Here is a 21,173-nt window from a genome sequence, read left to right on the forward strand (position 1 = left end):
GCAGCTGCCTTTGCCGTTGGTGAAACTACTTGACGAGTTGGAAAGTAGTTGCCATCGTGGAGAGTGCGATCAAGGGAGGCTTCTCATGTCCGAGCGTGACATGCACGACGCGATGGATGCCGCGGAGGCGCTGGCCCGCGCCCAGGACCTGGACTCCGCGGTACGAGGCGGTTCCCGGTGGGCCGTTCGCTATCAGCTGGTCTATGGGGTCGCGATCGCCATCACCGTGGCCGTGGTCGGCCTGCTCGGCCACCCCGTCGGCACAGTGGTCGGCACGGTCTTCTGGCTCGTGACCCTCGCCGCGCTGATCGTCTACGCGTTGCGGCAGCCGGTGATCCGCCGGGGATTCGGACAACGTCACAGCCTGGCGCTCGGCGCGTCGACGATGCTCTACATCGTGACGCTGTTCACCGGCACTTCCCACTTCGAGGGCGATCCGGCCTGGTGGCTGCCCGGAGCCGTGGTCGTGGCCCTGCCCGCGTTCATCGGCGCCTACGTGGCGGCACGGCGATGACGCATCCACGCCATGGCCTCGACGAGGTGATCCACTCGCCGGTGCGCTTCTCCATCGTGGCGACCCTGGCGGCCGCGGAGAAGGCCGAGTTCGGCTACGTCCGCGACACCGTGGAGGTGAGCGACTCGGTGCTGTCCAAGCAGGTCGGTGTGCTGGAGAAGGCCGGCTACGTCAAGGTCACCAAGGGCTACGTCGGCAAGCGGCCCCGCACCTGGCTGGCGCTGACCCCCGACGGCCGGGCGGCTTTCGCCGCCCACTGCCAGGCACTGCGCGCCATCGCGGGCGATGCTTGAGCTGGAGACCTTTTCAGCCCGCATCCGGTCGGCTCCCACTCGCAATGGCCGTCGACACCAGCGATCACGCGCCTGTGGATGACGGGGCGTCGGCGGAGGCGAGCGGTAGGGAGGCGCGGACGAGGAAGCCGCCGCCGGGGCGGGTGTTCGCGGTCAGGGTGCCGCCGATGGTGGCGGCGCGCTCGCGCATTCCGCGGATGCCGTTGCCCGCGCCGGCGTCGGAGCCGCATCCGTCGTCGGTGATCTCTACGGTCACCTTGTCGGCGTCGTACCCGACCAGGACCGTGGCGGTGGCGGGGCCGGCGTGGCGCATGGCGTTGGTCAGGGCCTCCTGGATGATGCGGTAGGCGGTAAGGTCGACCGCCGACGGCAGCGAGGTCCGGTCGCCGGAGACGGTCAGCTCGACGGGGAGCCCGGCGTTCCGCGTTCGGACGATGAGCTCGTCCAGGTGGTCGAGCGAGGGCGCCGGCGTCAGCGGCTGAGCCTCGTCGACCTGGCGGAGCACGCCGAGCGTCGTGCGCAGTTCGCGCAGTGTCTCCTTGCTCGCATCCTTGATCGCGCTCAGTGCGGCGTACGCCTGCTCGGGGTCGCGCCGGTGCAGCGCGGCGCCCGCCTGCACGTTGATGAGCGAGATCTTGTGCGCGAGCACGTCGTGCAGCTCCCGGGCGATGCGCAGCCGCTCCTCGGTGGCCCGCCGCAGCGCCTCCTCCTCGCGGGTGCGCTCCGCCTCGGCGGCCCGTCGCCGGACCTCGTTGAGATAGGCGTTGTGGTAGCGGGTGACCTCGCCGGCGATGACGACGACCAGCACCCACGCCAGCACGCCGAGGAACCGGAACACGTCCGGCCGATGCCCGACGCCGAATTCGGCGACCGCGAAGACCGACAGTCCCGCCGCCGTGCCGACGTACGCGGCGACCCGCCGGCCCTGGGCGGCGGCCAGGTAGGAGGCGACCGCGAATGTCGCCATCTCCATACCGTCCGGGAAGGGGCCGACGTAGTAGTACGCGGTCGAGACGGCGACGACCGTCGTCGCGAGGACCGGCGCGCGGCGGCGGAAGGCCAGCGCGACGACGCCGATGCCCATCATGAGGTACGCCTTGGGCCCCACCGCCGTGATGCCGCCTGCGTGCCACATCGTGCTGACGATCACGATCACGGCGACGACCGCGGCGATCAGGAAGTCGGCGCGTTGCCCGCTGGGCAGCCGGGGCTTCTTCACCTCTCGCACGGTAGTCGAGCCCGCCGGGTTGTCACGCGGGTGACAACGGGGCTCCGGCGAATGTGGCCTACGAGGCAAGTCGCCGCTCCGCGCCCCGCGATAGCGTCACGCGGTCACGATGATCACGGGTGGTGTCGGCCTTGGCGCCGGGGCGAGGCAGGGAGTGCGGATATGGCACTGATCGGGCGCCGTGTCGACTCCGATGCCCTGAACGAGCCGCTCATCGCATCGGTGGCCCGCTGGGCGGCGGAGATGCCGTCCGCGCCCGCCTTCACCTTCGTCGACTACACGGAAAATGACCGGGAGGTCGGTCGGGGTCGGTCGGTCGGGGCTAGCACGCAGACGCTCACGTGGGGTCAGGTCCACCGGCGAGCGCGGGCCGTCGCCGCCCGGCTGCGTGAGGTCGCCGAGCCCGGGGAGCGCGTCGCGCTGCTCATGCCGCAGGGCCTCGAGTACCTCACCACGATGATCGGCGCGTTGTACGCCCGGCTCATCGCGGTCCCGCTCTTCTCCCCGGACCTGCCCGGCCATGCCGACCGGCTGATCCGCGCGTACGGCGACGCGGACCCGTCCGTGGCCGTCACGACGACGGCGGCGCTCCCGCAGGTGGAGCGGTTCCTGGATGAGCAGAGCGCGCCGCGTCCCAAGGACGTCGTCCTCGCCGACGCCGTCGCCGTCTCGCTCGCCGCGTCGTGGCAGGGCGAGGAGCTCGCCCTGGACGACGTCGCGTACCTGCAGTACACGTCGGGATCGACCCGAGCACCGGCCGGGGTCCAGATCACCCACCGGAACATCACCGCCAACGCCCTGCAGGTGTGGACCGCGTACGAGGCGCGGCCCGGACAGACCGTCGGTGTGAGCTGGCTGCCGCTGTTCCACGACATGGGCCTGATCCTCTCGCTGGCGCTGCCGCTGGTGCACGGCAACCACGTGGTGCTCACCGACCCGGTCGCGTTCGTGATGCAGCCGCTGCGCTGGCTGGAGCTGCTGTCCGAGCAGGACGACGTGGTCACCGCGGGGCCGAACTTCGCGTACGAGTACTGCGCCTCCCGCGTCACCGAGGAGGAGAAGGCCCGGCTCCGGCTCGGCGGCGTACGGGTCGCGCTGAACGGGGCGGAGCCGATCCGGCCCGGCACCGTGATGGGCTTCGCCGACGCGTTCGGCGAGGCGGGGCTGCGCTCCGAGGCGCAGTCGCCGGGGTACGGCCTCGCCGAGGCGACCGTCTACGTCACCAGCAAGACACGGGGCGAGCCGCGGTTCACCGCCTTCGACCGGGCGGCGCTGACCGAGGGCGTGGCGCGGCCGGGCACGGACGCCGTCCTCGTCTCCTGCGGCACACCGACCGGCCAGGCCGTCGCCGTCGTCGACCCCGAGACCCGGGCCGAGGCGCCCGACGGGCGGGTCGGCGAGATCTGGGTGAACGGGCCGAACGTCTCGCCCGGCTACTGGCGCAACCCCGAGAAGACCGCCGAGGTGTTCGGCGCCGTACTGGAGGCCCCGGCCGACGGGCTGCCCGCCGAAGGCTGGCTGCGCACCGGTGACCTCGGTGTCGTCCACGACGGCGAGCTGTACGTCACCGGCCGGGTCAAGGACCTCATCATCATCGACGGCCGCAACCACTATCCCCAGGACGTGGAGGTCAGCGCGCAGCAGGCGCACGAGGGGATCAGACGCGACCACGCGGCGGCCTTCGCGGTCTCCGGCGAGGACGGCGAACGGGTCGTGGTCGTCGCCGAGCGCGGCCGGCGCGGTGAGGGCGTCCCCGTCGAGGACATCGCGCGTGCCGTCCGTCGCGCCGTGAACGCCGTCCACGAGCTGCGCGTGGACGACTTCGTGCTCGTGGAGCCGGGCGGGGTCCCGCGGACGTCCAGCGGCAAGATCGCGCGGAGTGCCTGCCGGGAGCGGTACCTGGCCGGGACACTGCCCGTCGTCCCCTGATGTTCGCCGGTCTGGGACGGCTCGTCCATCGACGGCGGCTGAGCTGCCTCGCGCTGTGCCTGATCTTCATGGTCGTGTCCGGCATGTGGGGAGCGGGCGCGGTCGCGCGGCTGAAGAGCGGCGGCTTCGACGACCCGCACTCCTCCTCGTCGCTCGTCGCCAAGCTGTCCGCGCAGTACTTCAGCAACTCCACGCCCGACGTCTTCGTCATCTACCGCAGCGACCGGCTGACCGTCGATGACCCCCGCTTCCGGGGCGCGGTCACCACGGCGCTCGCCCGCCTGCCCAAGGACAAGGTCCGCAACGTCCTGACGTACTGGAGCCAGACGCCCCGGGTGGCCGAACTCGCGTCCAAGGACCGGCACGCGACGTTCGCCGCCGTGCAGCTGGCCGGGGACGACACGGCGAAGGCCAGGGAGTACGACGCCATCGCCGGCCTGTTCACCGCACCGGACCTGAACGTACGGGTCGGCGGCGGCGTGCCGCTCGCCAAGGAGTTCAACACCCAGACGCAGCGTGACCTGGCCCGGGCGGAGGCGATCTCGTTCCCGGTGCTGCTCGTCCTGATGCTCTTCGTGTTCGGCAGCCTCGGGGCCTTCTGGCTGCCGCTCGTCGTCGGAGTCTTCTCCATCGTCGGCGCGTTCACCGTCCTGCGGCTGCTGACGATGGTCACCGACATCTCCTCGTTCAGCGCCGAGGTCATCACGATGATGGGCCTCGGCCTGGCGATCGACTACTCGCTGTTCATCGTCAACCGGTTCCGGGAGGAACTGGCGCGCGGCACCGACCGGCCGACGGCCCTCGCCAACACGATGGCGACGGCCGGCCGCACCATCGCCTTCTCGGGCATCACGGTGACGACCGCGCTGAGCGGGCTGCTGCTGTTCCCGCAGATGTTCCTGCGCTCGGTCGGCATCGGCGGCATGGCGGTCGTCGCCGTCGCGATCGGCGGCGCGCTGTTCCTGCTGCCCGCGCTGCTCGCCCTCCTCGGCCACCGCGTCGAGTTCGGCCGCATGCCCTGGCGCCGTCGATCGCGCGGGGACCGGCGTACGAGCGGCCCGTGGTACCGCCTGGCGACCAGCGTCATGCGCCACCCGATCCTGTACTTCGTCGCCGTCATGACGGTCCTCGGCGTCCTGACCACGCCGTTCCTGCACGTCCGGTTCGGCACCACCGACGTGCGGGTGCTGCCCGCGAGCAGCCCGAACCGGCAGCTGTACGAGGCGTTCCAGCGGGAGTTCCCGACCGGCTCGAAGGACCCGATCGACGTCGTCCTGTCCGGCGACCTCGTGCCGAAGAACTTCGTGCCCACGAAGAAACGCCCGGTCCCGTCGTTCATCACCGACTACGAGGCACGGCTGCGGCAACTGCCCGGCGTCACCAGCGTCGAGATCACCGGATACGCCGAGAAGTACGCCGCCGTGCGGATCTCCGTACGGCACCAGTACGCGGGGATGAGCGACCAGGCACGGGACCTGGTGCGGCACATCCGCGCGATCCCTCTGCACCGCGAAGCGCTGTACGCCGACGTGGGCGGTGGCACGGCCGCCCAGATGGACCTGATGGACAGCCTGAAACGCGGCCTGCCCACGGTCGGCGCGATCATCGGACTCGTCACGTTCCTGCTGCTCTTCATGGCGTTCGGGTCGATCGTGCTGCCGCTCAAGGCCGTCGCCATGAACCTGCTGTCCCTCGGCGCGTCCTTCGGCGCCATCGTCTGGGGTTTCCAGGACGGCCACCTCGCGCGCCTGCTGCACTTCACCCCGACCGGCACGACCGAGCCGACGACCATCATCCTCGTCCTGCTGACGGTCTTCGGGCTGTCCATGGACTACGAGGTGTTCCTGCTCAGCCGCGTCCGCGAGGAGTGGGACCGTACCGGGGACAACGCGCGATCCGTCGCCGTCGGGCTGCAGCGCACCGGCGGCATCATCTCCAGCGCGGCGCTGCTGTTCCTCGTGGTGATCGCGGTGTTCTCCACCGCGGACATCATGCTGGTCAAGCTGATCGGCGTCGGCATGTTCGTCGCGATCGTCGTCGACGCCTCCCTCGTGCGCATGCTGCTGGTCCCGGCGACGATGCGCTTCCTCGGCGCGGCGAACTGGTGGCTCCCTCGCCCGCTGCGCGCCCTCCACTCCCACCTCGACCTGGGCGAACACGACGACCCTCCCCCCGCCCCGACCGCACGGGCAGGGAAGACCGCGCCCGAGCGCGTACGGCCGGCGGAGAGCGCACTTGCGCCCGGGAGCGTACGAGCGCCTGGGGGTGAGCCTGCGCCGGCGAGCGTATGGGCGTCTGGGGGTGAGCCCGCGGCGGCGAGCGCTCGGGTGTCCGGGGGTGAACCCGCGCCTGGGACCGCACGGACGTCTGGGGGTAAGCCCGCGCCGGGGAGCGTACGAGCGCCTGGGGGTGAACCTGCGCCGGGGGGCGGACGGGCAACGGAGCGCGCCGTTCCGGGGCACGCTGCCGAGAGACCGCCCGCGCCGAGGGTGCGGCGGCAGGCGGCGCGGCTGGCCGAGCTTCGGGCGGAGCGCCGGGCGCTCCGGACCGTCCCTGAGCGGGCGGCCCCCGCCGACCCGGCGCTCCGGACGGTCTCCGGACGAGCCGCCCCCGCCGACCCGGCGCTCCGGACCGTTTCCGGACGAGCCGCCCGCGCCGACACGGCGGACGAGCCCACGCTCGCCGACGAGATCCTGCGCCGGGTCGCGGAGGTCAACGGCCGTGCCCCGGCATCCCCGGAGGCGCGCGAGACGGCACCCGGCCGCCGCGCTTCCCGCCCCCAGAGAGAGATCGTTCCCAACCCGGATGGACCCGGGTGGCACTGGAAGACACCGGAGGATTAAACATGCCAGGTAGTCCGCTGCGCCGCGCCATCGCGTCGACCATGGGCGCAGCCCTGGCCGTCGCCGCGGCGGGGGCCGCTCCCGCCGCGGCGGCGAGCAAGCCGAGTTCGAAGGTTCCGAAGACCGCCACGGCGAGCGACGGCTCGCGCGTCACCGCGCAGAAGTGGTTGACGAGCCACGAGGTGGACCTGACGGTCAAATCGGTGGCGCTCGGCCAGACGGTCAAGGTGCGGATCCTGGTGCCGAAGGGCTGGAAGACCTCGACGACCAAGAAGTTCCCGGTGCTGTACGCGCTGCACGGCGGCCGGGACCACTACGTGTCGTGGACTCGGAGCACCGACATCGAGACCTACGCGTACCGGTACAACGTCATGGTCGTCATGCCGGAAGGCGGCGTGAACGGGTCATATACGAACTGGTACAACTACGGCAAGTACGGCTCCCCGCAGTGGGAGACCTTCCACAACTTCGAAGTCCGGGAGATCGTGGAGCGCGCCTACCACGCCGGCACGTCCCGGGCCGTCATGGGCAACTCCTCCGGCGGGCAGGGCGCGATCACCTACGCGGAGCGGTACCCGGGCCTGTACCGCTACGCCGCCTCGTTCAGTGGCCTGCTGTCGATCCGGTCGGTCGGCGTGCCGGCGCTGCTGATGTTCACGATCGTCGGCGCGGGCGACGGCACCGACCCGTTCCGTATCTGGGGCGTGCCGGGCGCCGACGACGTCAACTGGCGCCAGCACGACCCGCTGTACCTGATCCAGCGGCTCAAGGGCACGGGCGTCTACATCTCGGCCGGCACCACCGGGAAACCCGGCCCCGGCGACAACCCCAAGACCCCGCCGTGGGACATCGGCCTCATCAGCGAGCGGGTCGTCGGCGCTACGGACGTCACATTCCTCCAGAAGGCCCAGCAGCTCAAGATTCCGATCACTTCGCACATCTACGGCAACGGCCGCCACGCGTGGCCGGCCTGGATTCGTGAGATGCACAACGCCTGGCCCAAGCTCATGGCCGCCATCGGCGCCAAGCGGGTCTGACGCCTATCGCTAGAGGTGACAATGCGCCGCAGTCGCCGAGGAGACCTGCGGCGCATCATTAGGCCGACTCGGCCGCGGCGCGCATGATCGCCCGCCGGATGGGTTCATAGCCGGTGCACCGGCAGATGTTGGACTCGACCAGGCCCTGTACCCGTTCCGGATCGTCGCCGATTGTGGGGTCGGCCTCCAGGGCGCCTGCCGCCACCATCAAGAAGCCCGGTGTGCAGAAACCGCACTGCAGGGCGTGCTCGGCGGAGAAGGCACGTTGGAGCGGATGCGGCTCGCCGTCAGGCCCCGCCAAGCCTTCGACGGTGCGTATCGACCTGCCGTCGCACTGTACGGCCAGCATGAGGCATGAGCGGACGGCCTCGCCGTCCACCAGCACGGTGCAGGCACCGCGGACGCCGTGCTCGCAACCGAGGTGTGTCCCGGTCAGCCGGCAGTCCTCGCGCAGGACATCGGCCAGGATGCGTCGCGGCTCGACATCCAGCGAGTGGTCGTCGCCGTTGACGGTAAGTGTGATCCTCACTGAAGGGCCCCTTCCGCCCCTGCTCGGCGGCGCCCCGGCACCTCTCGGGCGGCCGCGCAGTCCACACCGCGCACCACACCGTGCGCGATCCTGCTTCTGACGAAGACCGCGTCCAGGCAACCCGGCACGGCGATATCAGCGACGAACCGGCCATGGCCGGTCAGCAGCCGCCGGTCCTCTCGTCTGGTCCACTGCTCCATGTCGATCCTCCAGAGCCGACTCGATCGGTGAAGGCCACTGCGGGTACCGATCGGCTCGTCATAGCCAGGTCGCCTCGCGACGGAGCCCGCGCGGCGTCAGGCTGCTGGGGGATTGCTCCGCCCCCGGCCCGGTGCGGTGGATGCGCGGCCGGGAGCGAAGTGGAGTTTGACCCAATTTAGCAATGGCGAGTAGCCAGGCGTGTTTCAACCCCCGGTCCGGCTCCGAGCAATGGGTGGGAGCCGGAAGAGGTCTTGATCATTACCCGTGGCCGTGTCGTCCATGCGGCCAGGATTCAGGGGAGCCGACCGGGCTTGTCGACGATTCCGACCTGGACGATCTCGCTGGCGACATTGACGGTGCCCGCCTTGACCACCTCGGTACCGCCTTCCTTCTGGCGAGTCCGAAGGTCACGTGTCATGAGCATCCGATCACCCCGATACGCGTAGGTGCCCGGGTCGAGCAGGACCTCCTCGTCCAGCGGGACGTCTCCCACGGCCGCGTCGGTGCGTCCGACGACGGCGATCGCTGGCCTGCCCCGTACATCCCGGACGTTCCTTCGAACCGTCACTCCGGGGAGCTTCTTCATCGCCTGGAAGGTCGCCGCTTCGAGCTTGGGAGGCACCACGGCGACGACGCGGAGGATCTCGCTCAGGACCTCGAAGTCCGTTGTCCGGTCGGTACGGGGCCGGTGCGTTCTGATCCAGCGCAACAACGCGTCAGGCTCACGCGGCAGCGACGAGACCGTCTTGTAGTCCTGCGGCGGAAACGCCGAAAGGTGGTCGAGGCGGCGCAGGCGGCCATGCGGCGCGTCCGCCACGAACACCACGGGACCCCCCGCAGCGGTCCAGCGGTAGACGTCGAACCCGAAGTGGTCGCTGCCGGGCTCGACCCAGCGAGTGTGCTCGTAGACCCACTGACCTGGACTCGGCGGGGTGAACGGACGTGACGCGGCCGCGGCGCTGGCCCGATCCAGTACCGCGGCGGCATTGGCGACCGGCTCGTTGCCTCCGACGTCGAGCGTGACCGTGACACCGGCGGCGACCGCCGTGGCCAACGCGCCGGCGATCGCCCACCGCCAGGCGAGTCGAGGTGCGTGCCGACGACGCTGGGATCGGGCCGGTTCCGCGATGCCCGTCAGAAGCCGCGCTCTGGCGGCCTGTCCCGCACCCGGCGTGATCTCCGGAGTTGAACGGCGCAGGTCCTTGATCAACTGCATCTCGTCCATGACTCAGTTCTCCAAAGACGTGGCGAGGGGGTGATTGCCGCCGAGCGTCTTGCGTACCTCCCGGCGCGCCCGGTGCAGGCGGGATCGCACCGTGCCGACAGGGACGGAGAGCGCTTGGGCGGTCTCCTCGTAGCTGAGGTCGCCCCAGGCCACGAGCAGCAGCACGTCGCGATCGCCCTGTGACAGGCCGGCCAGCGCTCCGGCGAGCCGGCGCTCCTGCTCCTGCGCGACGACGCGGCCGGTGACCTGGTCGGCGATCGGCTCGGGCAGCGGATCGACCCCCGTACGGCGGAGCGCGCGCAGGTACCGCTCCTCATCCCGGCGGTGCCGGGCGACGAGCGACGTCGCGATGCTGTACAGCCACGGCAACGCGTGGCTGTAGGACAGGTCGTAGGTGTCTCGGCGCTGGAAGGCGATGAGGAACGTCTCGCCGACGAGGTCGTCGGCGACCTGCGTCCCGAGCCGGCGGGCGACATAGCGATGGATCGGCCGGTGATGCCGGTCGAAGAGGGTCGCGAACCGCTCCGGGTCGGTCCAGGACCGGCGGATCAACTCGGCATCGGTCAGGTCGGTGTCTCGCGTCGTCGCCATGGGTGCCCCCGGTCGGATCACGACAGCTCTCGTTGCAGCCGGGGTGGTCTGCACTGGGAGCGCGGTCTTGCGCTGAGTGCTCTCACAGAGAATCCCTTCGGCGAGGTTGTGTCGTCAGGCTTTATGCCGAAGAGCCCCACTGAGTTCTCGGATCCGGTCACCTCACACGCCGACGACGACGGCCGGGCACGCCCGGCCTGCCGGGATTCGCGAGATGCACAACGCCTGGCCCAAGCTCATGGCCGCCATCGTCGTTGAGCGCGTCTGAGAGTTGGGTTCCAGCGTCCGGGACGCACGAACCAATCACCTCGGATTGGCCCTGGTCACTGTCTTACGACGACCGGAGGATGGTGCCCATGACGACAACACACGAGACGGGTCGGGTGTCGATCGAGAAGGTCATCCAGTCCTTGCGCGGCCCTTATCAGCCGCAGGATCTGGTCACGGCGAACGACACGGTCGTCCGAATCGCCCGGTTCGAGGGCGAGTTTCCCTGGCATGAGCACGATGAAGACGAGCTCTTCTTGTGCTGGGACGGGAGCTTCCGCATCGAACTGGACGGACGGGAACCGGTCACGCTCGCCGCAGGCGAGTTGTTCGTCGTGCCCAAGGGCATCAGACATCGGCCCGTGGCCGAGCACGCCGCACATGCCCTGATGGTCGAGCGTCCCGAGACCAAGCAGTACGGAAACTGAGGTCCCCACGGCGACCCGCTCAGTGGGCCGTGATGAGCAGGCGCAGAGCGAGGGCACAGATCACGGCGCTGGAGGTCACCGCCGTGATCAGCCGCCCTCGACTGCCGATCAATGCCCGGCCGAGCAGTGCTCCACTGCCGGCCAAGAGCAGCTGCCAGCTGGCAGACGCGGCGAACGCGGCGAGGACGAACACCGCCTGTTGCAGGTGATCCGGCGCGGCCGTGCTCTGGTCGCCGAGCACGAGAGCGGCGAAGTAGATCACGGTGATGGGGTTCATCATGGTCAGTCCCAGCAGCGCCACGTACGCCCGGCCGGGGCTGATCGGTGTCTCACCGGCCTGGGCTGCCGCCTGGGTCTTGCGGTACCGGCGGATCGCTCGGGCCGCGGATCGGACCGCCAGCGCGAGCAGCACCAGGGCCGAGGCCCAGCGCAGGGGTGTCATGATCGGTCGGATCACCGGGGTGACCGCGGAGCCCGCCAATGCGGCGATCAGCGCATACAGGCCGTCCGCGGTCGCGACGCCGAGTGCGGCGAAGGCACCGATTCGCAGGGTCGTGCGAGCGGTGAGGGCCACCAGATATGTCGCGACCGCCCCGACCGGCATGGCGATGCCATAGCCGGCGAACAGGCCCGCGACCAGGGCGGCGATCACGCTCGTGGAAGCGTAGGCCTCCACGGTCGGCCGGTCTGCTGCCGGCCCCGCACCGATCGGACGGTGTGGGACAACGGCAGAGAGGCGGTGATCCTGGTCATGGGCAGATCCTCGGGGCGGCGAGCATGCCCGCACAACTCAATTTCGCGTTGCTCACGAGCCTGCCGACACGGCGAACGCCGTCAGCTCACCGGAGATGTCCGGGCCGGCCGGGGTGTACACGACCTCGGTCACTCCGGCGGCGCCGGCCGCGTCGAACCGGGCGGCGATGGAGGCGGCGTCGCCGGTCCAGCCGGGCTCCAGGATCGCCGGTCCGGCGGCGGCGACGATGGAGCGGTCGCGTTCGGTCAGCCGGGACAGGTGGCCCTGGTGGGCGATGAGGTGCCGTTGACCCTCGGGCCGTACGGCCTCGACCGCGGCGCGCCACTCCTTCCCGCCGGGCATCGCGTCGACCGCGTCACCCGCGTTCTGCCATACGGCGTGCACGACGCTTGCGTAGCCGGGACCGGCGGCCTCGATGACGCGGGCGGCGGTGTGGTCCTCGCCCGGCCGCAGGACGGTGCCGAACCTGAGCAGCGCGCACTCCGCCCACTCTCGATCAGCCTCCGGCGGGATCGCCGTCATGACGACACCCGGCGCGTCGAGCTCCCGTGCCGTCGCGAATCCCTTCGGGCCTGAGGCCGCCACCCACAGGGGCACCTCGATCGGGCGCGCGGGACCGTGGCCGGGCAGGTGCATCATCTGACAGGGGCGGCCGTCGACCTCGACGACCTCACCCTTGAGCAACGCTCGTACCTGCCCGTACTGACGGGCGAGGTCGGCCCATGCGATGGGCTTCCGCCCCAGAGCGTGCCGGGCCGTGTAGCCGGTGCCGAAGGCGACGATGAGCCGGCCGGGCGCCACCTCGTGTACGGAGCCGATGGCCGATGCGGTCACCATGGGGTGACGCAGGCTCGGCACGGCCACCCCGGTGGCGAGCCCGATCCGCTCGGTCCCGGCGGCGACGCGCGCCAGCGCCACCCAAACGTCGCCGTGCAGGGCGGGCGAGTCGAACAGCCAGACGCGCCGATACCCGAGTCGTTCGGCGAGCCGGGCCTGGTCGACGACGTCAGCGGTCGGCGGAAGCGCGCAGGAGTACGCGGGCCGCGCCGTCACGACGGGCTCGCGGTCGAGGCGGGCTCCCACAGGGCGATGAGGGCGCCTTCGGGATCCCGGATGACGAGCACGGAACCCACGGGAAGGTCCACCCGTGGCCGGGCGATGGTCGCACCCAGCTCCGTCGCCCGTTTCACCGCGTCGTCCAGGACGGCCACCTCCGCGTAGGGGATCCACTGTGGCTTCCGATCGTCGTCCGGGGCGAGCTGCGTGAGCCCTCCCCATGGACCTTCCGCGTCGACGAACATCGGCACGGTCGAGGGCCCGGCGGGGACGTCGGCGACGGTCCAGCCGAAGAGCCCGGTGTAGAAGCGGCGCGATGCCTCGGGGTCGGCGGTCCGCAGATCCATGAAGACGAACGGTGGGGTCACGACTGCCCTCTCGTCGAAGCGGGTGCGCCCGGAATCAGGACACGCGTCCCAGGACGCGCGTCCTAACTTAGGACAAGCGTCCTGATCGTGCAATGAACGAGTACGCTCCTCGCCTATGGGGTCATCCGTGGAGCGGCGATGGTCGCCGAGCCGGCGCGCCAAGAAGGAACAGATCATCGATGCGGCCATGGAGGTCCTCGCCCGGGACGGCCTGGCCGCGTGCACCGCGCGTGCGGTGGCGGACGCCAGTCCGCTGACGAAGAGCGCGATCCACTACTACTTCGATGACATGGACGAGATCATCGACGGCGCGATGGACCGGCACATGCGCGGCTGTCTCGAACGCATCGGTGAGGCCGCGGATCGGCATGACCGCCCGGCCGATCGCTTCTGGGCCGCCGTCGAGGCGTACCTCGAGATCTTCGCCGAGCGGCCGAACGCGGCCCTCCTGTGGTTCAGCTACTGGGTCGACGTCGGGCAGAAGGGCCGCCTCGAGCCGATCGACCGGATGCACCAAGCGATGATCGACGTCCTACGCGACCTGCTGGCCGACATCCCGGTCGACGACCCGCCCAGGCGAGCTCACGCACTGTTCTCCTACCTGCTCGGCACCCTCATGCAGCAGGCCGTACGCCCCCTGCCGTTCGCTGCGCTGAGGCCGGAGATCGCCACCGTGTGCCGCCTGGACTCCGCGCTCTCCGCCTGAAACGGGGCGGCCGTCATCGGGGTCGGGCGGCTCAGGTTCGAACGGCGGTGGCCGCCAGTGTGGTGTACGGCATCGTGAAGCCACCCCCGACCTTGTCGATGGCGGCACCGACGTCCTCCAGCACCTCCGCCAGCTTGTCCGGCGGGAGCTGGGTGAGGGCACCGGTGGTCGGCAGCAGGTCCAGCCACTCGTCCCGGGTGTAGGACTGCTCCCAATCGAATCGCCACTGCTCCGGCTCGCCGAACCCGCCCGCCTGCCGGATCCCGTCGGCGGCCGAGGCGAACATCGCCTGGTAAATGTCCATGGCCGTCCTGGCCGGGCCGTTGCCCGACGACGGGAGGTTCACCGGCGAGTCGGGCACCACCCGCCGGAGTGCCGATGCGAGGGCCTCTCTCGCCTCGGGCGGGGCGTCGAACACGTGCCCGAACACCGCCAGCCGGCCGCCGGGCCGGAGGACCTGCGCCGCCTTGGCCACACCCGCGACCGGGTCCACCCAGTGCCAGGCCTGTCCGGCGACGACCGCGTCGAACACCCGGCCGGCGGGGTCCCACGCCTCGAAGGTCGCCACCTCGACCTCGACCCCGGTCCGCCGGGCGAACTCGGCCATCCGCGCGTCGGGGTCGACGCCGAGCACCGTACAGCCGGCCGCCAGGAACTGCCGGGCCTCGATGCCGGTGCCACAGCCGACGTCGAGGACGTCGCGGCCGGGGCCGGCGGCGACGATCCGCTCCACCAGGGCGTCGGGATAGCGCGGCCGGGCCCGGTCGTAGCGCTCGGGGTCCACACCGAACGACTCCGCCATCGCTCGGGCTCGATGCGCCTCACGGGGCGCGCGTTCGGAAGGAGTTGGTTGCTCCTGCGGTATAGTGGGCATGCGCCCACCTTAGTGGGCGCGCGCCCACTCGGTCAACGAGTTGGGGCCATTCGACGTACGGAGGGATGCGCGATGCCGACCGGGGTGCACATCCGTGACGCGCGTCAGCAGCTGTTCGACGCCGCCGAGCGCGTCCTGCTCCGGGACGGGGCGAGCGCGCTGACCAGCCGGGCTGTCACCACCGAGGCGGGCGTCGCCAAGGGAGTCCTGCATCGGCACTTCGCCGACTTCGACGCCTTCCTCGCCGAGCTCGTGCACGACCGCATCGCCCGCGTCGAGGCCCAGGCCGCCGCCCTGCGCGAGTCCGCCGGGACCGGCACCGTCGCCGGCAACCTCACCGGCGCGCTGATCGAGCTGTTCGACCCGGTCGCCGTGGCGATCGTCGGTCTCGTCATCTTCCGCGACGAGCTGCGCGCCCGGTTGCGTCAAGCCGGGCTGGCCCATGGCATCCCGATCATGACCGAGGCCAGCGCCATGATCCGCTCCTACCTCACCGAGGAGTGCGAACTGGGCCGCATCGCGGTCGACGCCGACGTCGACTCGCTCGCGCTCTCGCTGATCGGCGGCGGGCACATGCTGTTCGCGGACAGGAAGGGCGCCCCGCCGGACGCCGACGCCGTCGACAAGCTCGTGACCACGGTCATCGCCGACGTCGTGCAACGACGGCTGCTCTGAACCGCCCGGCGGCAACCTGGCTTAGAGGCTCCTGACCTCTGGCATGACCGGCCTCAAGATTCGGTTTTCGCATAATCCGGATTTTGTCTGCCGTTATCCGGTAGAACTCTGGGCGTCCGGGTTCCTCACACGTCCTTACTGAAGGATGTCGTCGTCCTTGACCGTCTCCGCTCCCGAACCTTCCGACCCGGACGACGAGTGGTACGAGGAGGAAGTTAGGCCCCGCGGTCGCTACCTGCTGCAGTCCTCCGTATTGCCCGGCAGCGCGCGGCAAGACATCGACCTGCGGCCCCTCCCGCTCATTAGCTGACGCCTCACACAGATTTCGGTGCGACCCCCCATGAAAATCTTGTGCCTGGAATGCCGGAACGCTGAATATTCCTTGGAATATGCCACTCAGTCCAGTGCCGAAGTCGACCTTGCGATGCCGCCGCCACTCGCGTGGGACAATTGTCTCTTGCTTCTTGTTGCAGTTGAGCCCGGGGATTTGACGAAAATCCGTCACGCGGCGAAAGCGATACGCAGAGTCTTCCGTAAGACTGATGCCAAGTCGATCGTGATCAATGCTTTCGCGCATCTATCGCATACGCTGGCGTCGCCCGAAGAGTCGCATCGGGCCATCGCAGACCTGCGCGATCGACTTACGGAAAGCACGCCCTACCAGGTGGATATGACGCCTTTCGGGTGGCAGAAGAGCTTCAAGCTCGACGTACTGGGAAACATGGGATCGCAGCGGTTCATTCACGTATAGCGAGCCGCTCAGGTTAGCCCGGCACCGCGCGCCCGCGCGACATGCGGACCCGATAACCCATGCGCTTCCCTCGGAAGTCTCCACACGGTGGCACGTATGGACCGACATGGACCCCTCTTGCGCCCAGCCTCGCACATCGGGTCTCGGGACGCCGTACGTTATCGGCCGGCTGCGGGTGAATGGGCCGAGCCGGGCGAATGTGCTCGCGGGGGCGCGGGCGGTTCGACAGGGTGTTTCCTGACGAGCCACAGGCCCGTCAGGATCGCGCTGGCTGCGGTGACGATGCCGGCGGCGAGGAATGCGGTGTCGAGTCCGGTCTCGAAGGTGGCACCGTGGGTTTGTCGGGTGCGGACGATGGCGCCGAGCACCGCGACTCCCAGGATGGCGCCGATCTGCCGGGCGGTGCTGCTGACGCCGGAGGCCAGGCCGCCGTCTTGCGGGTTGACCGAGGACACGGCCGCGCCGGTCAGCGGTGACATTGTCAGGCCGAAGCCGACGCCGACGATGGCCAGCCGCCACCACACGTTGCCGTAGCCGGTGTCGTGATGGACCGTGGACAGTGTCAGGAGTCCCACCGCCGCAAGGGCCAGTCCGGCGGTGACGACGACGCGGAAGCCGAATCGGGCGGCGATGCGACCGGCGTACGGGCTGGTGATCACCATGGCCAGCGTGCTGGGCAGGGTTTCGATACCGGCCCGTAGTACCGAGTGTCCTTGGACGAAAACGAAGAACTGGGAGAAGAAGAACGCCGAGCCCATCAGGCTGAAGCCGACGACGACCATGGCGGTGTTGGACACGGTGAACAGCCGCCGCCCGAACAGCCGTAGCGGCAGCATCGGCGTCGCTGCGCGCGCCTCGACGGCGACGAACGACGCGAGCAGGACGGCGGCCGCGGCGAGACTGCCGAGGATCAGCGGGGAACCCCAACCGTGGTCGCCTGCCGCGATGAGGCCGAAGGTGAGCGCGCCGACGCCGAGGATCGACAATGCCTGACCGGCGATATCGAGAGTAGGTGCCGCCGGATTGCGGGACTCGCCCAGCACTCGCATGCCTGCCAGCAGCGATATCACTCCGATCGGCAGATTGACCAGGAAGATGCTGGGCCAGCCGAACGTGTCGGTGAGGACGCCGCCAGCCACCGGACCGGCGGCCAGTCCGACGCCGCTCAGGCCCGCCCACAAGCCAATGGCCTTCACCCGTTCCTGCGGTTGCGGGTATGCCGAGGCCAACAAGGCGAGGGACGCGGGACTCAGCGCCGCGGCCCCGACGCCCTGCAGGATGCGTGCGGTGATCAGCCAGCCGAGCGTCGGGGCGATACTGCACAACAGCGAAGCCAGCGTGAACACCGCCACGCCGGTCAGGAACAGGCGTTTGCGGCCGAACCGGTCGGCGAGCACACCACCGGCCAACAGCAGCATCGCGACCACGAGCACATAGGCGTCCACGATCCACTGCAGACCGGTCAAGGTGGTGTGCAACTTGAGCTGCATGGTGGGCAGTGCCGCACCGACGATGGTGTTGTCGAGCAGCACCATGAACTGACCGACGCACGTCAACGCGAGCAGCACGACCCTGTTGGACCGAATGGATTCGGACACAGGCGATCCCCTCCTTCACGACCGGAACCGACGACCCGTGGCGGGTGGTGGGAGGTGGACGCTAACGATTGACATCGATGTCACCTCAAGCCCTGCAGCGGGCGCCGCTACGCCCAACGGGAAGGGCTACGGTGTCGCTATCGCCGCCACGGGCAGGTGGCGTGGGAGGCGAGGAGGCCGCGATGCGGATCGGTGAGCTGTCGCGGCGGTCCGGGGCGAGTCCGCGTTCGATCAGGTACTACGAATCGGCAGGACTGCTGTCGTCTCGACGCGACAGCCGCGGGTACCGTGATTTCGACGCGAGCGCGGTCGCGCAGATCGCGAAGATCAAACTGTTGTTGCAAGTCGGACTGGACATCACCGACATCGTCGTCATGCTTCCCAGTGAGGACACGTCCGAGGTCGTGTACTGCGCCCGCGCCCAACAGCGCATCGATGAGCAGATAGCCCGCATCGAGCGCCAGCAGACACTGCTGAGCGAAGCCAGATCGCTCCTATTGGAGCTGCAGCGGGTCGGACAGGTCACCGCCACCGACCGGCCGTTCACCGCGCCCGTCCGAGCGGTCAGCGGCAACAGGACCGCAGGAATCCGCTGACCGCGTCAATCCGCGAGAGCGCCTTGACTGAAACAGGCTGAGCGCGGTCTCGCGGCTGTCTGCCGTCGTCGACGCCCGGCGTGGATCAGCGGCCGGAGCCGACGGCCGACAGATTCCCCACGGCGTCGGCGTAGTAGTCCGACCCGGCCAGATGAAATGCGATCTGCCGAAACGTCCAGCCCTCTCCAGGCGAATGGTCAAGCTGGTCGGGCGTCAGCGCGTTCAACCGGGCGGTCCAGATCCGGCCGAGCCGGGTAAGCCGGCTCGTGGCCTCGTCAAGGTCCTGGTCGGTGAAGGGTGCCAGGTCGACCGGAGTGGTGCTCGCCGAGGCGTGCCAGCGATCAGGGATCGTCCGGTCTCCGGCCAGCCGCGCCTCCAGCTCTGCGAGGTGATCGATGAGGTGATCGGTGACCCGTCGGATCGCCTTGTGCGGGGTGTACAACCGCTCGCCGGCAGGCAGCGGGCGGCCGTCCCACTCTGTCCAGGTCACCGCAAGCCCGAGTACATGATCGATCATCGCTGTCACGACCCCTGCCGGCTCACGGTCATCGGTGATCGGCACCTCATCGGACATCCGGAACCTCCATCTCGCGAGGCCGTACGGCCGCGGAGGCCAACGTAGCTCCCGGATACCTCGACGAGGACCAAAACATCGATGCGTTGAACGCCGGTTCAGAGGGCGGCGGTCAGACCGGTGGGTCGGTGCGCAGGAGGCTGTAGGTGACGCCGTCCCGCCAGGCGCCGTCACGCCAGCCGCAGCCGCGCATCACGCCTTCGCGGGTGAAGCCAGCCTTCTCCAGGGCGCGCTGTTCGGCGATGTTCTCGACCTCGGTGTCGGCGTCGATCCGGTGCACGGTGGTGTGCGCGAACAGGTAGCGCGCCAGCAGCCGGTGCGCCTCGGTGCCGTACCCCCGGCCACGGGCCTCCGGCAGCAGCCCGATGCCCATGCTCCAGCAGTAGGCCGCCGGTGTGGTCTGCCGGCGACGCCAGGCCACGAAGCCCAGCCGCTCGTCGTCGCGGACCACCATCAGCGTGCCGCCGTCCTCGCTGATCATGCCGTTCTCGGCCCACCGCCGCCGGTAGCGGCCCGGGTCGAACCACCCGAACCGCGCGAACTCTCCTGCCGTCTCCGGGTGCTGCGTCAGATCCTCCAGGATCTGGACGTCGTCCTCCTCGACCGGCCGCAGCCGCACCTGATCAGTCATCTGTCGATCATCCGTTCAGGGAGACCACCGTGTCCGACTTTCTTCGCAAGAACCCGATGTTCATCGGTCACGGTCCTGCCAGGTGCACAGGCAGACCCGGTTGCCTTCGGGGTCGGCGAGCACCCAGAAGCTCGGCGCCTCCGCGTCGCTGACCAGCGTGCCGCCGGCGCCGAGCGCCGCGTCTATGCGCGGTTGGACCTGCGCAGGATCCACCCACACGTCGAGGTGCCAGCGCTGACGGGGTTCCTTGCTGCCGGACGGCTGGAACCACACGGTCGGCAGAAGGTCGCCCGGGTCGCGAACCTCGTTGCCGATGTCGGGCCCGGACAGATGCTCCATCGCCAGCACCGCGGCCCAGAACGGCGGAGTCGACTCGCCGGCCGGCGTGTCGAGGGCGAGTTCGAGCCGGGAGACGTTCGAGGATTCCAGCCGCGCCCCGGCATCCGCGGCGATGGAGGAGATGGCGCGGGCCAGCCGGATGTCGCGGTCTGTGACCGCGCCATCATCGTGGCTGGTCAGCCGGACGTCTACGTGGGTGTGGCGCAGGTTGATATCGGGATGATGGTTCATCTCGTCGGCTACCGCGCCGATGGTGTTGACGACCGAGAGACCGGTCGCGAAGTTCTTGGTGTGGATGCGGGTCTGCAGGCCGCCGAGCAGGTAGGCCCATCCGTCCAGCCCCTCGTCTGCGATCTGCTGTCCGGTCAGCTTGCTCATGGGACACCCTTGCATCTTGATCCGGTTCTGGCGAACGTGGCTCCGTCTCAGCCGATCAGGCCGAGGCGTTCTCCGACCGTCGCCAGGATCGGGTCGGTCCGTGGGAGCAGGTAGAAGTGGTCGCCGGGGTGGACGTCGAGGGTGAACTCCGCGGTGGTCAGTTCCGCCCAGCGCTTCATCTCCGCGGGCTTGACGACGGGGTCGTCCTCCGCGGCGAGCGCGGTGATCGGGTGTTCTAGCGGCGGACCGGGCTCGTGCTCGTACGTCTCGACCAGCCGGAAGTCGCCCCGGACGTACGGGAGCACGAGCTCGCGCAGCTGCGGGTCGGCGAGGACCTCCACGTCAGTGCCGCCGAGCCGGTTCAGCGCGCCGACCAGGGCCTCGTCGTCCTTTTCGTGGATGATCTCGTCGTCGACCGGACGGTCGTGGGCGGCGTGGGAGGCGGAGACGAACAGGTGCATCGGCGGGTGCCCGCGCGCGGTGAGCAGGCGCGCCGTCTCGAACGCGACGGTCGCCCCCATGCTGTGCCCGAACAGCGCGACCGGCCGGCCCGGCAGCGGCGTCAGCGCGTCCGTGACGGCCCGGGCGAGCGAGCCGATGTCATCGGCCAGGGGGGCGCCCAACCGGTCCGCGCGCCCGGGGTACTGCACGGCATGGACCTCGATCCACGGCGGCGCGGCCCTCGCCCAGGGGCGGTAGAACGCGGCCGACCCGCCGGCGTGCGGGAAACACAGCAGCCGGACGGCGGCGGACGGCCGCGCGTCGAAGCATCGGAACCAGCCCGGCAC

At 69.8% G+C, this 21,173-nt stretch carries 24 protein-coding genes; 10 read left to right on the top strand and 14 right to left on the bottom strand.

Annotation, left to right across the window (positions count from 1 at the left end; all coding sequences use genetic code 11):
* Nucleotides 1–85 precede the first annotated feature (85 nt).
* Nucleotides 86–514 carry a hypothetical protein gene (locus AB0I04_RS17505; protein ID WP_360885479.1) on the top strand — a complete coding sequence of 143 codons (429 nt, stop codon included), beginning with the start codon at nucleotides 86–88 and terminating at the stop codon, nucleotides 512–514.
* Nucleotides 511–807, top strand: a complete 297-nt coding sequence (locus AB0I04_RS17510) for a transcriptional regulator (RefSeq protein ID WP_360885482.1) — start codon at nucleotides 511–513, stop codon at nucleotides 805–807. The genes AB0I04_RS17505 and AB0I04_RS17510 overlap by 4 nt, the downstream gene beginning before the upstream one ends.
* Nucleotides 808–871: 64 nt before the next feature.
* Here AB0I04_RS17510 and AB0I04_RS17515 read toward each other — a convergent pair whose 3' ends face one another.
* A complete protein-coding gene (locus AB0I04_RS17515) occupies nucleotides 872–2,026 on the bottom strand; it encodes a sensor histidine kinase (RefSeq protein ID WP_360885484.1) in 1,155 nt (384 codons plus the stop codon).
* A gap of 171 nt (nucleotides 2,027–2,197) precedes the next feature.
* Between AB0I04_RS17515 and AB0I04_RS17520 the strand changes: the two genes are divergently transcribed.
* The 3 genes from AB0I04_RS17520 to AB0I04_RS17530 are packed head-to-tail and all read left to right on the top strand — an operon-like array spanning nucleotide 2,198 to nucleotide 7,844.
* On the top strand, nucleotides 2,198–3,964 hold the full coding sequence (locus AB0I04_RS17520) for a fatty acyl-AMP ligase (RefSeq protein ID WP_360885487.1): 1,767 nt from the start codon (nucleotides 2,198–2,200) through the stop codon (nucleotides 3,962–3,964).
* Nucleotides 3,964–6,807 carry an MMPL family transporter gene (locus AB0I04_RS17525; RefSeq protein WP_360885489.1) on the top strand — a complete coding sequence of 948 codons (2,844 nt, stop codon included), beginning with the start codon at nucleotides 3,964–3,966 and terminating at the stop codon, nucleotides 6,805–6,807. Before AB0I04_RS17520 ends, AB0I04_RS17525 begins: the two co-directional genes overlap by 1 nt.
* Before the next feature lie 2 nt (nucleotides 6,808–6,809).
* The gene (locus AB0I04_RS17530; RefSeq protein WP_360885491.1) at nucleotides 6,810–7,844 is read left to right on the top strand and encodes an alpha/beta hydrolase family protein; all 1,035 of its coding nucleotides are present in this window, start codon (nucleotides 6,810–6,812) and stop codon (nucleotides 7,842–7,844) included.
* 58 nt (nucleotides 7,845–7,902) lie between these two features.
* Here the strand turns inward: AB0I04_RS17530 and AB0I04_RS17535 are convergent, their stop codons facing one another.
* The 4 genes from AB0I04_RS17535 to AB0I04_RS17550 all read right to left on the bottom strand — a co-directional run bounded on the left by AB0I04_RS17535 (nucleotide 7,903) and on the right by AB0I04_RS17550 (nucleotide 10,390).
* A complete protein-coding gene (locus tag AB0I04_RS17535; protein ID WP_360885493.1) occupies nucleotides 7,903–8,373 on the bottom strand; it encodes a (2Fe-2S)-binding protein in 471 nt (156 codons plus the stop codon).
* Entirely contained in the window at nucleotides 8,370–8,573 is a 204-nt protein-coding gene (locus AB0I04_RS17540; protein WP_360885495.1) for a hypothetical protein, read from the bottom strand. Before AB0I04_RS17540 ends, AB0I04_RS17535 begins: the two co-directional genes overlap by 4 nt.
* A 293-nt stretch (nucleotides 8,574–8,866) precedes the next feature.
* Nucleotides 8,867–9,799 carry a CU044_5270 family protein gene (locus AB0I04_RS17545; protein ID WP_360885496.1) on the bottom strand — a complete coding sequence of 311 codons (933 nt, stop codon included), beginning with the start codon at nucleotides 9,797–9,799 and terminating at the stop codon, nucleotides 8,867–8,869.
* 3 nt (nucleotides 9,800–9,802) lie between these two features.
* A complete protein-coding gene (locus AB0I04_RS17550; RefSeq protein WP_360885498.1) occupies nucleotides 9,803–10,390 on the bottom strand; it encodes an RNA polymerase sigma factor in 588 nt (195 codons plus the stop codon).
* Nucleotides 10,391–10,746: 356 nt separating this feature from the next.
* Between AB0I04_RS17550 and AB0I04_RS17555 the strand changes: the two genes are divergently transcribed.
* On the top strand, nucleotides 10,747–11,085 hold the full coding sequence (locus AB0I04_RS17555) for a cupin domain-containing protein (protein ID WP_360885500.1): 339 nt from the start codon (nucleotides 10,747–10,749) through the stop codon (nucleotides 11,083–11,085).
* Between the two features lie 19 nt (nucleotides 11,086–11,104).
* Here the strand turns inward: AB0I04_RS17555 and AB0I04_RS17560 are convergent, their stop codons facing one another.
* The 3 genes from AB0I04_RS17560 to AB0I04_RS17570 form a co-directional block, all read right to left on the bottom strand.
* Complete coding sequence (locus AB0I04_RS17560; RefSeq protein WP_360885502.1) at nucleotides 11,105–11,737, bottom strand: LysE family transporter; 633 nt, start codon at nucleotides 11,735–11,737, stop codon at nucleotides 11,105–11,107.
* Nucleotides 11,738–11,890: 153 nt separating this feature from the next.
* Nucleotides 11,891–12,922, bottom strand: coding sequence for an LLM class flavin-dependent oxidoreductase (locus AB0I04_RS17565; RefSeq protein ID WP_360885504.1), 1,032 nt, complete (start codon nucleotides 12,920–12,922; stop codon nucleotides 11,891–11,893).
* The gene (locus tag AB0I04_RS17570) at nucleotides 12,889–13,242 is read right to left on the bottom strand and encodes a VOC family protein (RefSeq protein ID WP_360885505.1); all 354 of its coding nucleotides are present in this window, start codon (nucleotides 13,240–13,242) and stop codon (nucleotides 12,889–12,891) included. Before AB0I04_RS17570 ends, AB0I04_RS17565 begins: the two co-directional genes overlap by 34 nt.
* A 136-nt stretch (nucleotides 13,243–13,378) precedes the next feature.
* On the opposite strand from AB0I04_RS17570, the gene AB0I04_RS17575 reads away from it, so the two are divergent.
* Nucleotides 13,379–13,969, top strand: coding sequence for a TetR/AcrR family transcriptional regulator (locus AB0I04_RS17575; RefSeq protein ID WP_360885507.1), 591 nt, complete (start codon nucleotides 13,379–13,381; stop codon nucleotides 13,967–13,969).
* Nucleotides 13,970–14,000: 31 nt separating this feature from the next.
* Here AB0I04_RS17575 and AB0I04_RS17580 read toward each other — a convergent pair whose 3' ends face one another.
* On the bottom strand, nucleotides 14,001–14,843 hold the full coding sequence (locus tag AB0I04_RS17580) for a class I SAM-dependent methyltransferase (protein ID WP_360885509.1): 843 nt from the start codon (nucleotides 14,841–14,843) through the stop codon (nucleotides 14,001–14,003).
* A 72-nt stretch (nucleotides 14,844–14,915) separates the two neighbouring features.
* On the opposite strand from AB0I04_RS17580, the gene AB0I04_RS17585 reads away from it, so the two are divergent.
* Nucleotides 14,916–15,518, top strand: a complete 603-nt coding sequence (locus AB0I04_RS17585; protein WP_360885510.1) for a TetR family transcriptional regulator — start codon at nucleotides 14,916–14,918, stop codon at nucleotides 15,516–15,518.
* A gap of 340 nt (nucleotides 15,519–15,858) precedes the next feature.
* Nucleotides 15,859–16,269: a threonyl-tRNA synthetase editing domain-containing protein gene (locus AB0I04_RS17590; protein ID WP_360885512.1), complete on the top strand. Its 411-nt coding sequence runs from the start codon at nucleotides 15,859–15,861 to the stop codon at nucleotides 16,267–16,269.
* A 158-nt stretch (nucleotides 16,270–16,427) separates the two neighbouring features.
* On the opposite strand, the gene AB0I04_RS17595 is transcribed toward AB0I04_RS17590, so the two are convergent.
* Nucleotides 16,428–17,867 carry an MFS transporter gene (locus AB0I04_RS17595; RefSeq protein WP_360885514.1) on the bottom strand — a complete coding sequence of 480 codons (1,440 nt, stop codon included), beginning with the start codon at nucleotides 17,865–17,867 and terminating at the stop codon, nucleotides 16,428–16,430.
* A gap of 182 nt (nucleotides 17,868–18,049) precedes the next feature.
* On the opposite strand from AB0I04_RS17595, the gene AB0I04_RS17600 reads away from it, so the two are divergent.
* A complete protein-coding gene (locus tag AB0I04_RS17600) occupies nucleotides 18,050–18,463 on the top strand; it encodes a MerR family transcriptional regulator (RefSeq protein ID WP_360885516.1) in 414 nt (137 codons plus the stop codon).
* An 85-nt stretch (nucleotides 18,464–18,548) separates the two neighbouring features.
* Here the strand turns inward: AB0I04_RS17600 and AB0I04_RS17605 are convergent, their stop codons facing one another.
* The 4 genes from AB0I04_RS17605 to AB0I04_RS17620 form a co-directional block, all read right to left on the bottom strand.
* A complete protein-coding gene (locus tag AB0I04_RS17605; RefSeq protein ID WP_360885518.1) occupies nucleotides 18,549–19,037 on the bottom strand; it encodes a hypothetical protein in 489 nt (162 codons plus the stop codon).
* Nucleotides 19,038–19,149: 112 nt separating this feature from the next.
* On the bottom strand, nucleotides 19,150–19,668 hold the full coding sequence (locus AB0I04_RS17610; protein WP_360885520.1) for a GNAT family protein: 519 nt from the start codon (nucleotides 19,666–19,668) through the stop codon (nucleotides 19,150–19,152).
* Between the two features lie 60 nt (nucleotides 19,669–19,728).
* Complete coding sequence (locus AB0I04_RS17615) at nucleotides 19,729–20,385, bottom strand: 4a-hydroxytetrahydrobiopterin dehydratase (RefSeq protein ID WP_360885522.1); 657 nt, start codon at nucleotides 20,383–20,385, stop codon at nucleotides 19,729–19,731.
* Between the two features lie 47 nt (nucleotides 20,386–20,432).
* The gene (locus AB0I04_RS17620; RefSeq protein WP_360885523.1) at nucleotides 20,433–21,173 is read right to left on the bottom strand and encodes an alpha/beta fold hydrolase; all 741 of its coding nucleotides are present in this window, start codon (nucleotides 21,171–21,173) and stop codon (nucleotides 20,433–20,435) included.

The organism is Actinoallomurus sp. NPDC050550, from assembly GCF_040655075.1.
Taxonomy (GTDB): Bacteria; Actinomycetota; Actinomycetes; order Streptosporangiales; family Streptosporangiaceae; genus Actinoallomurus.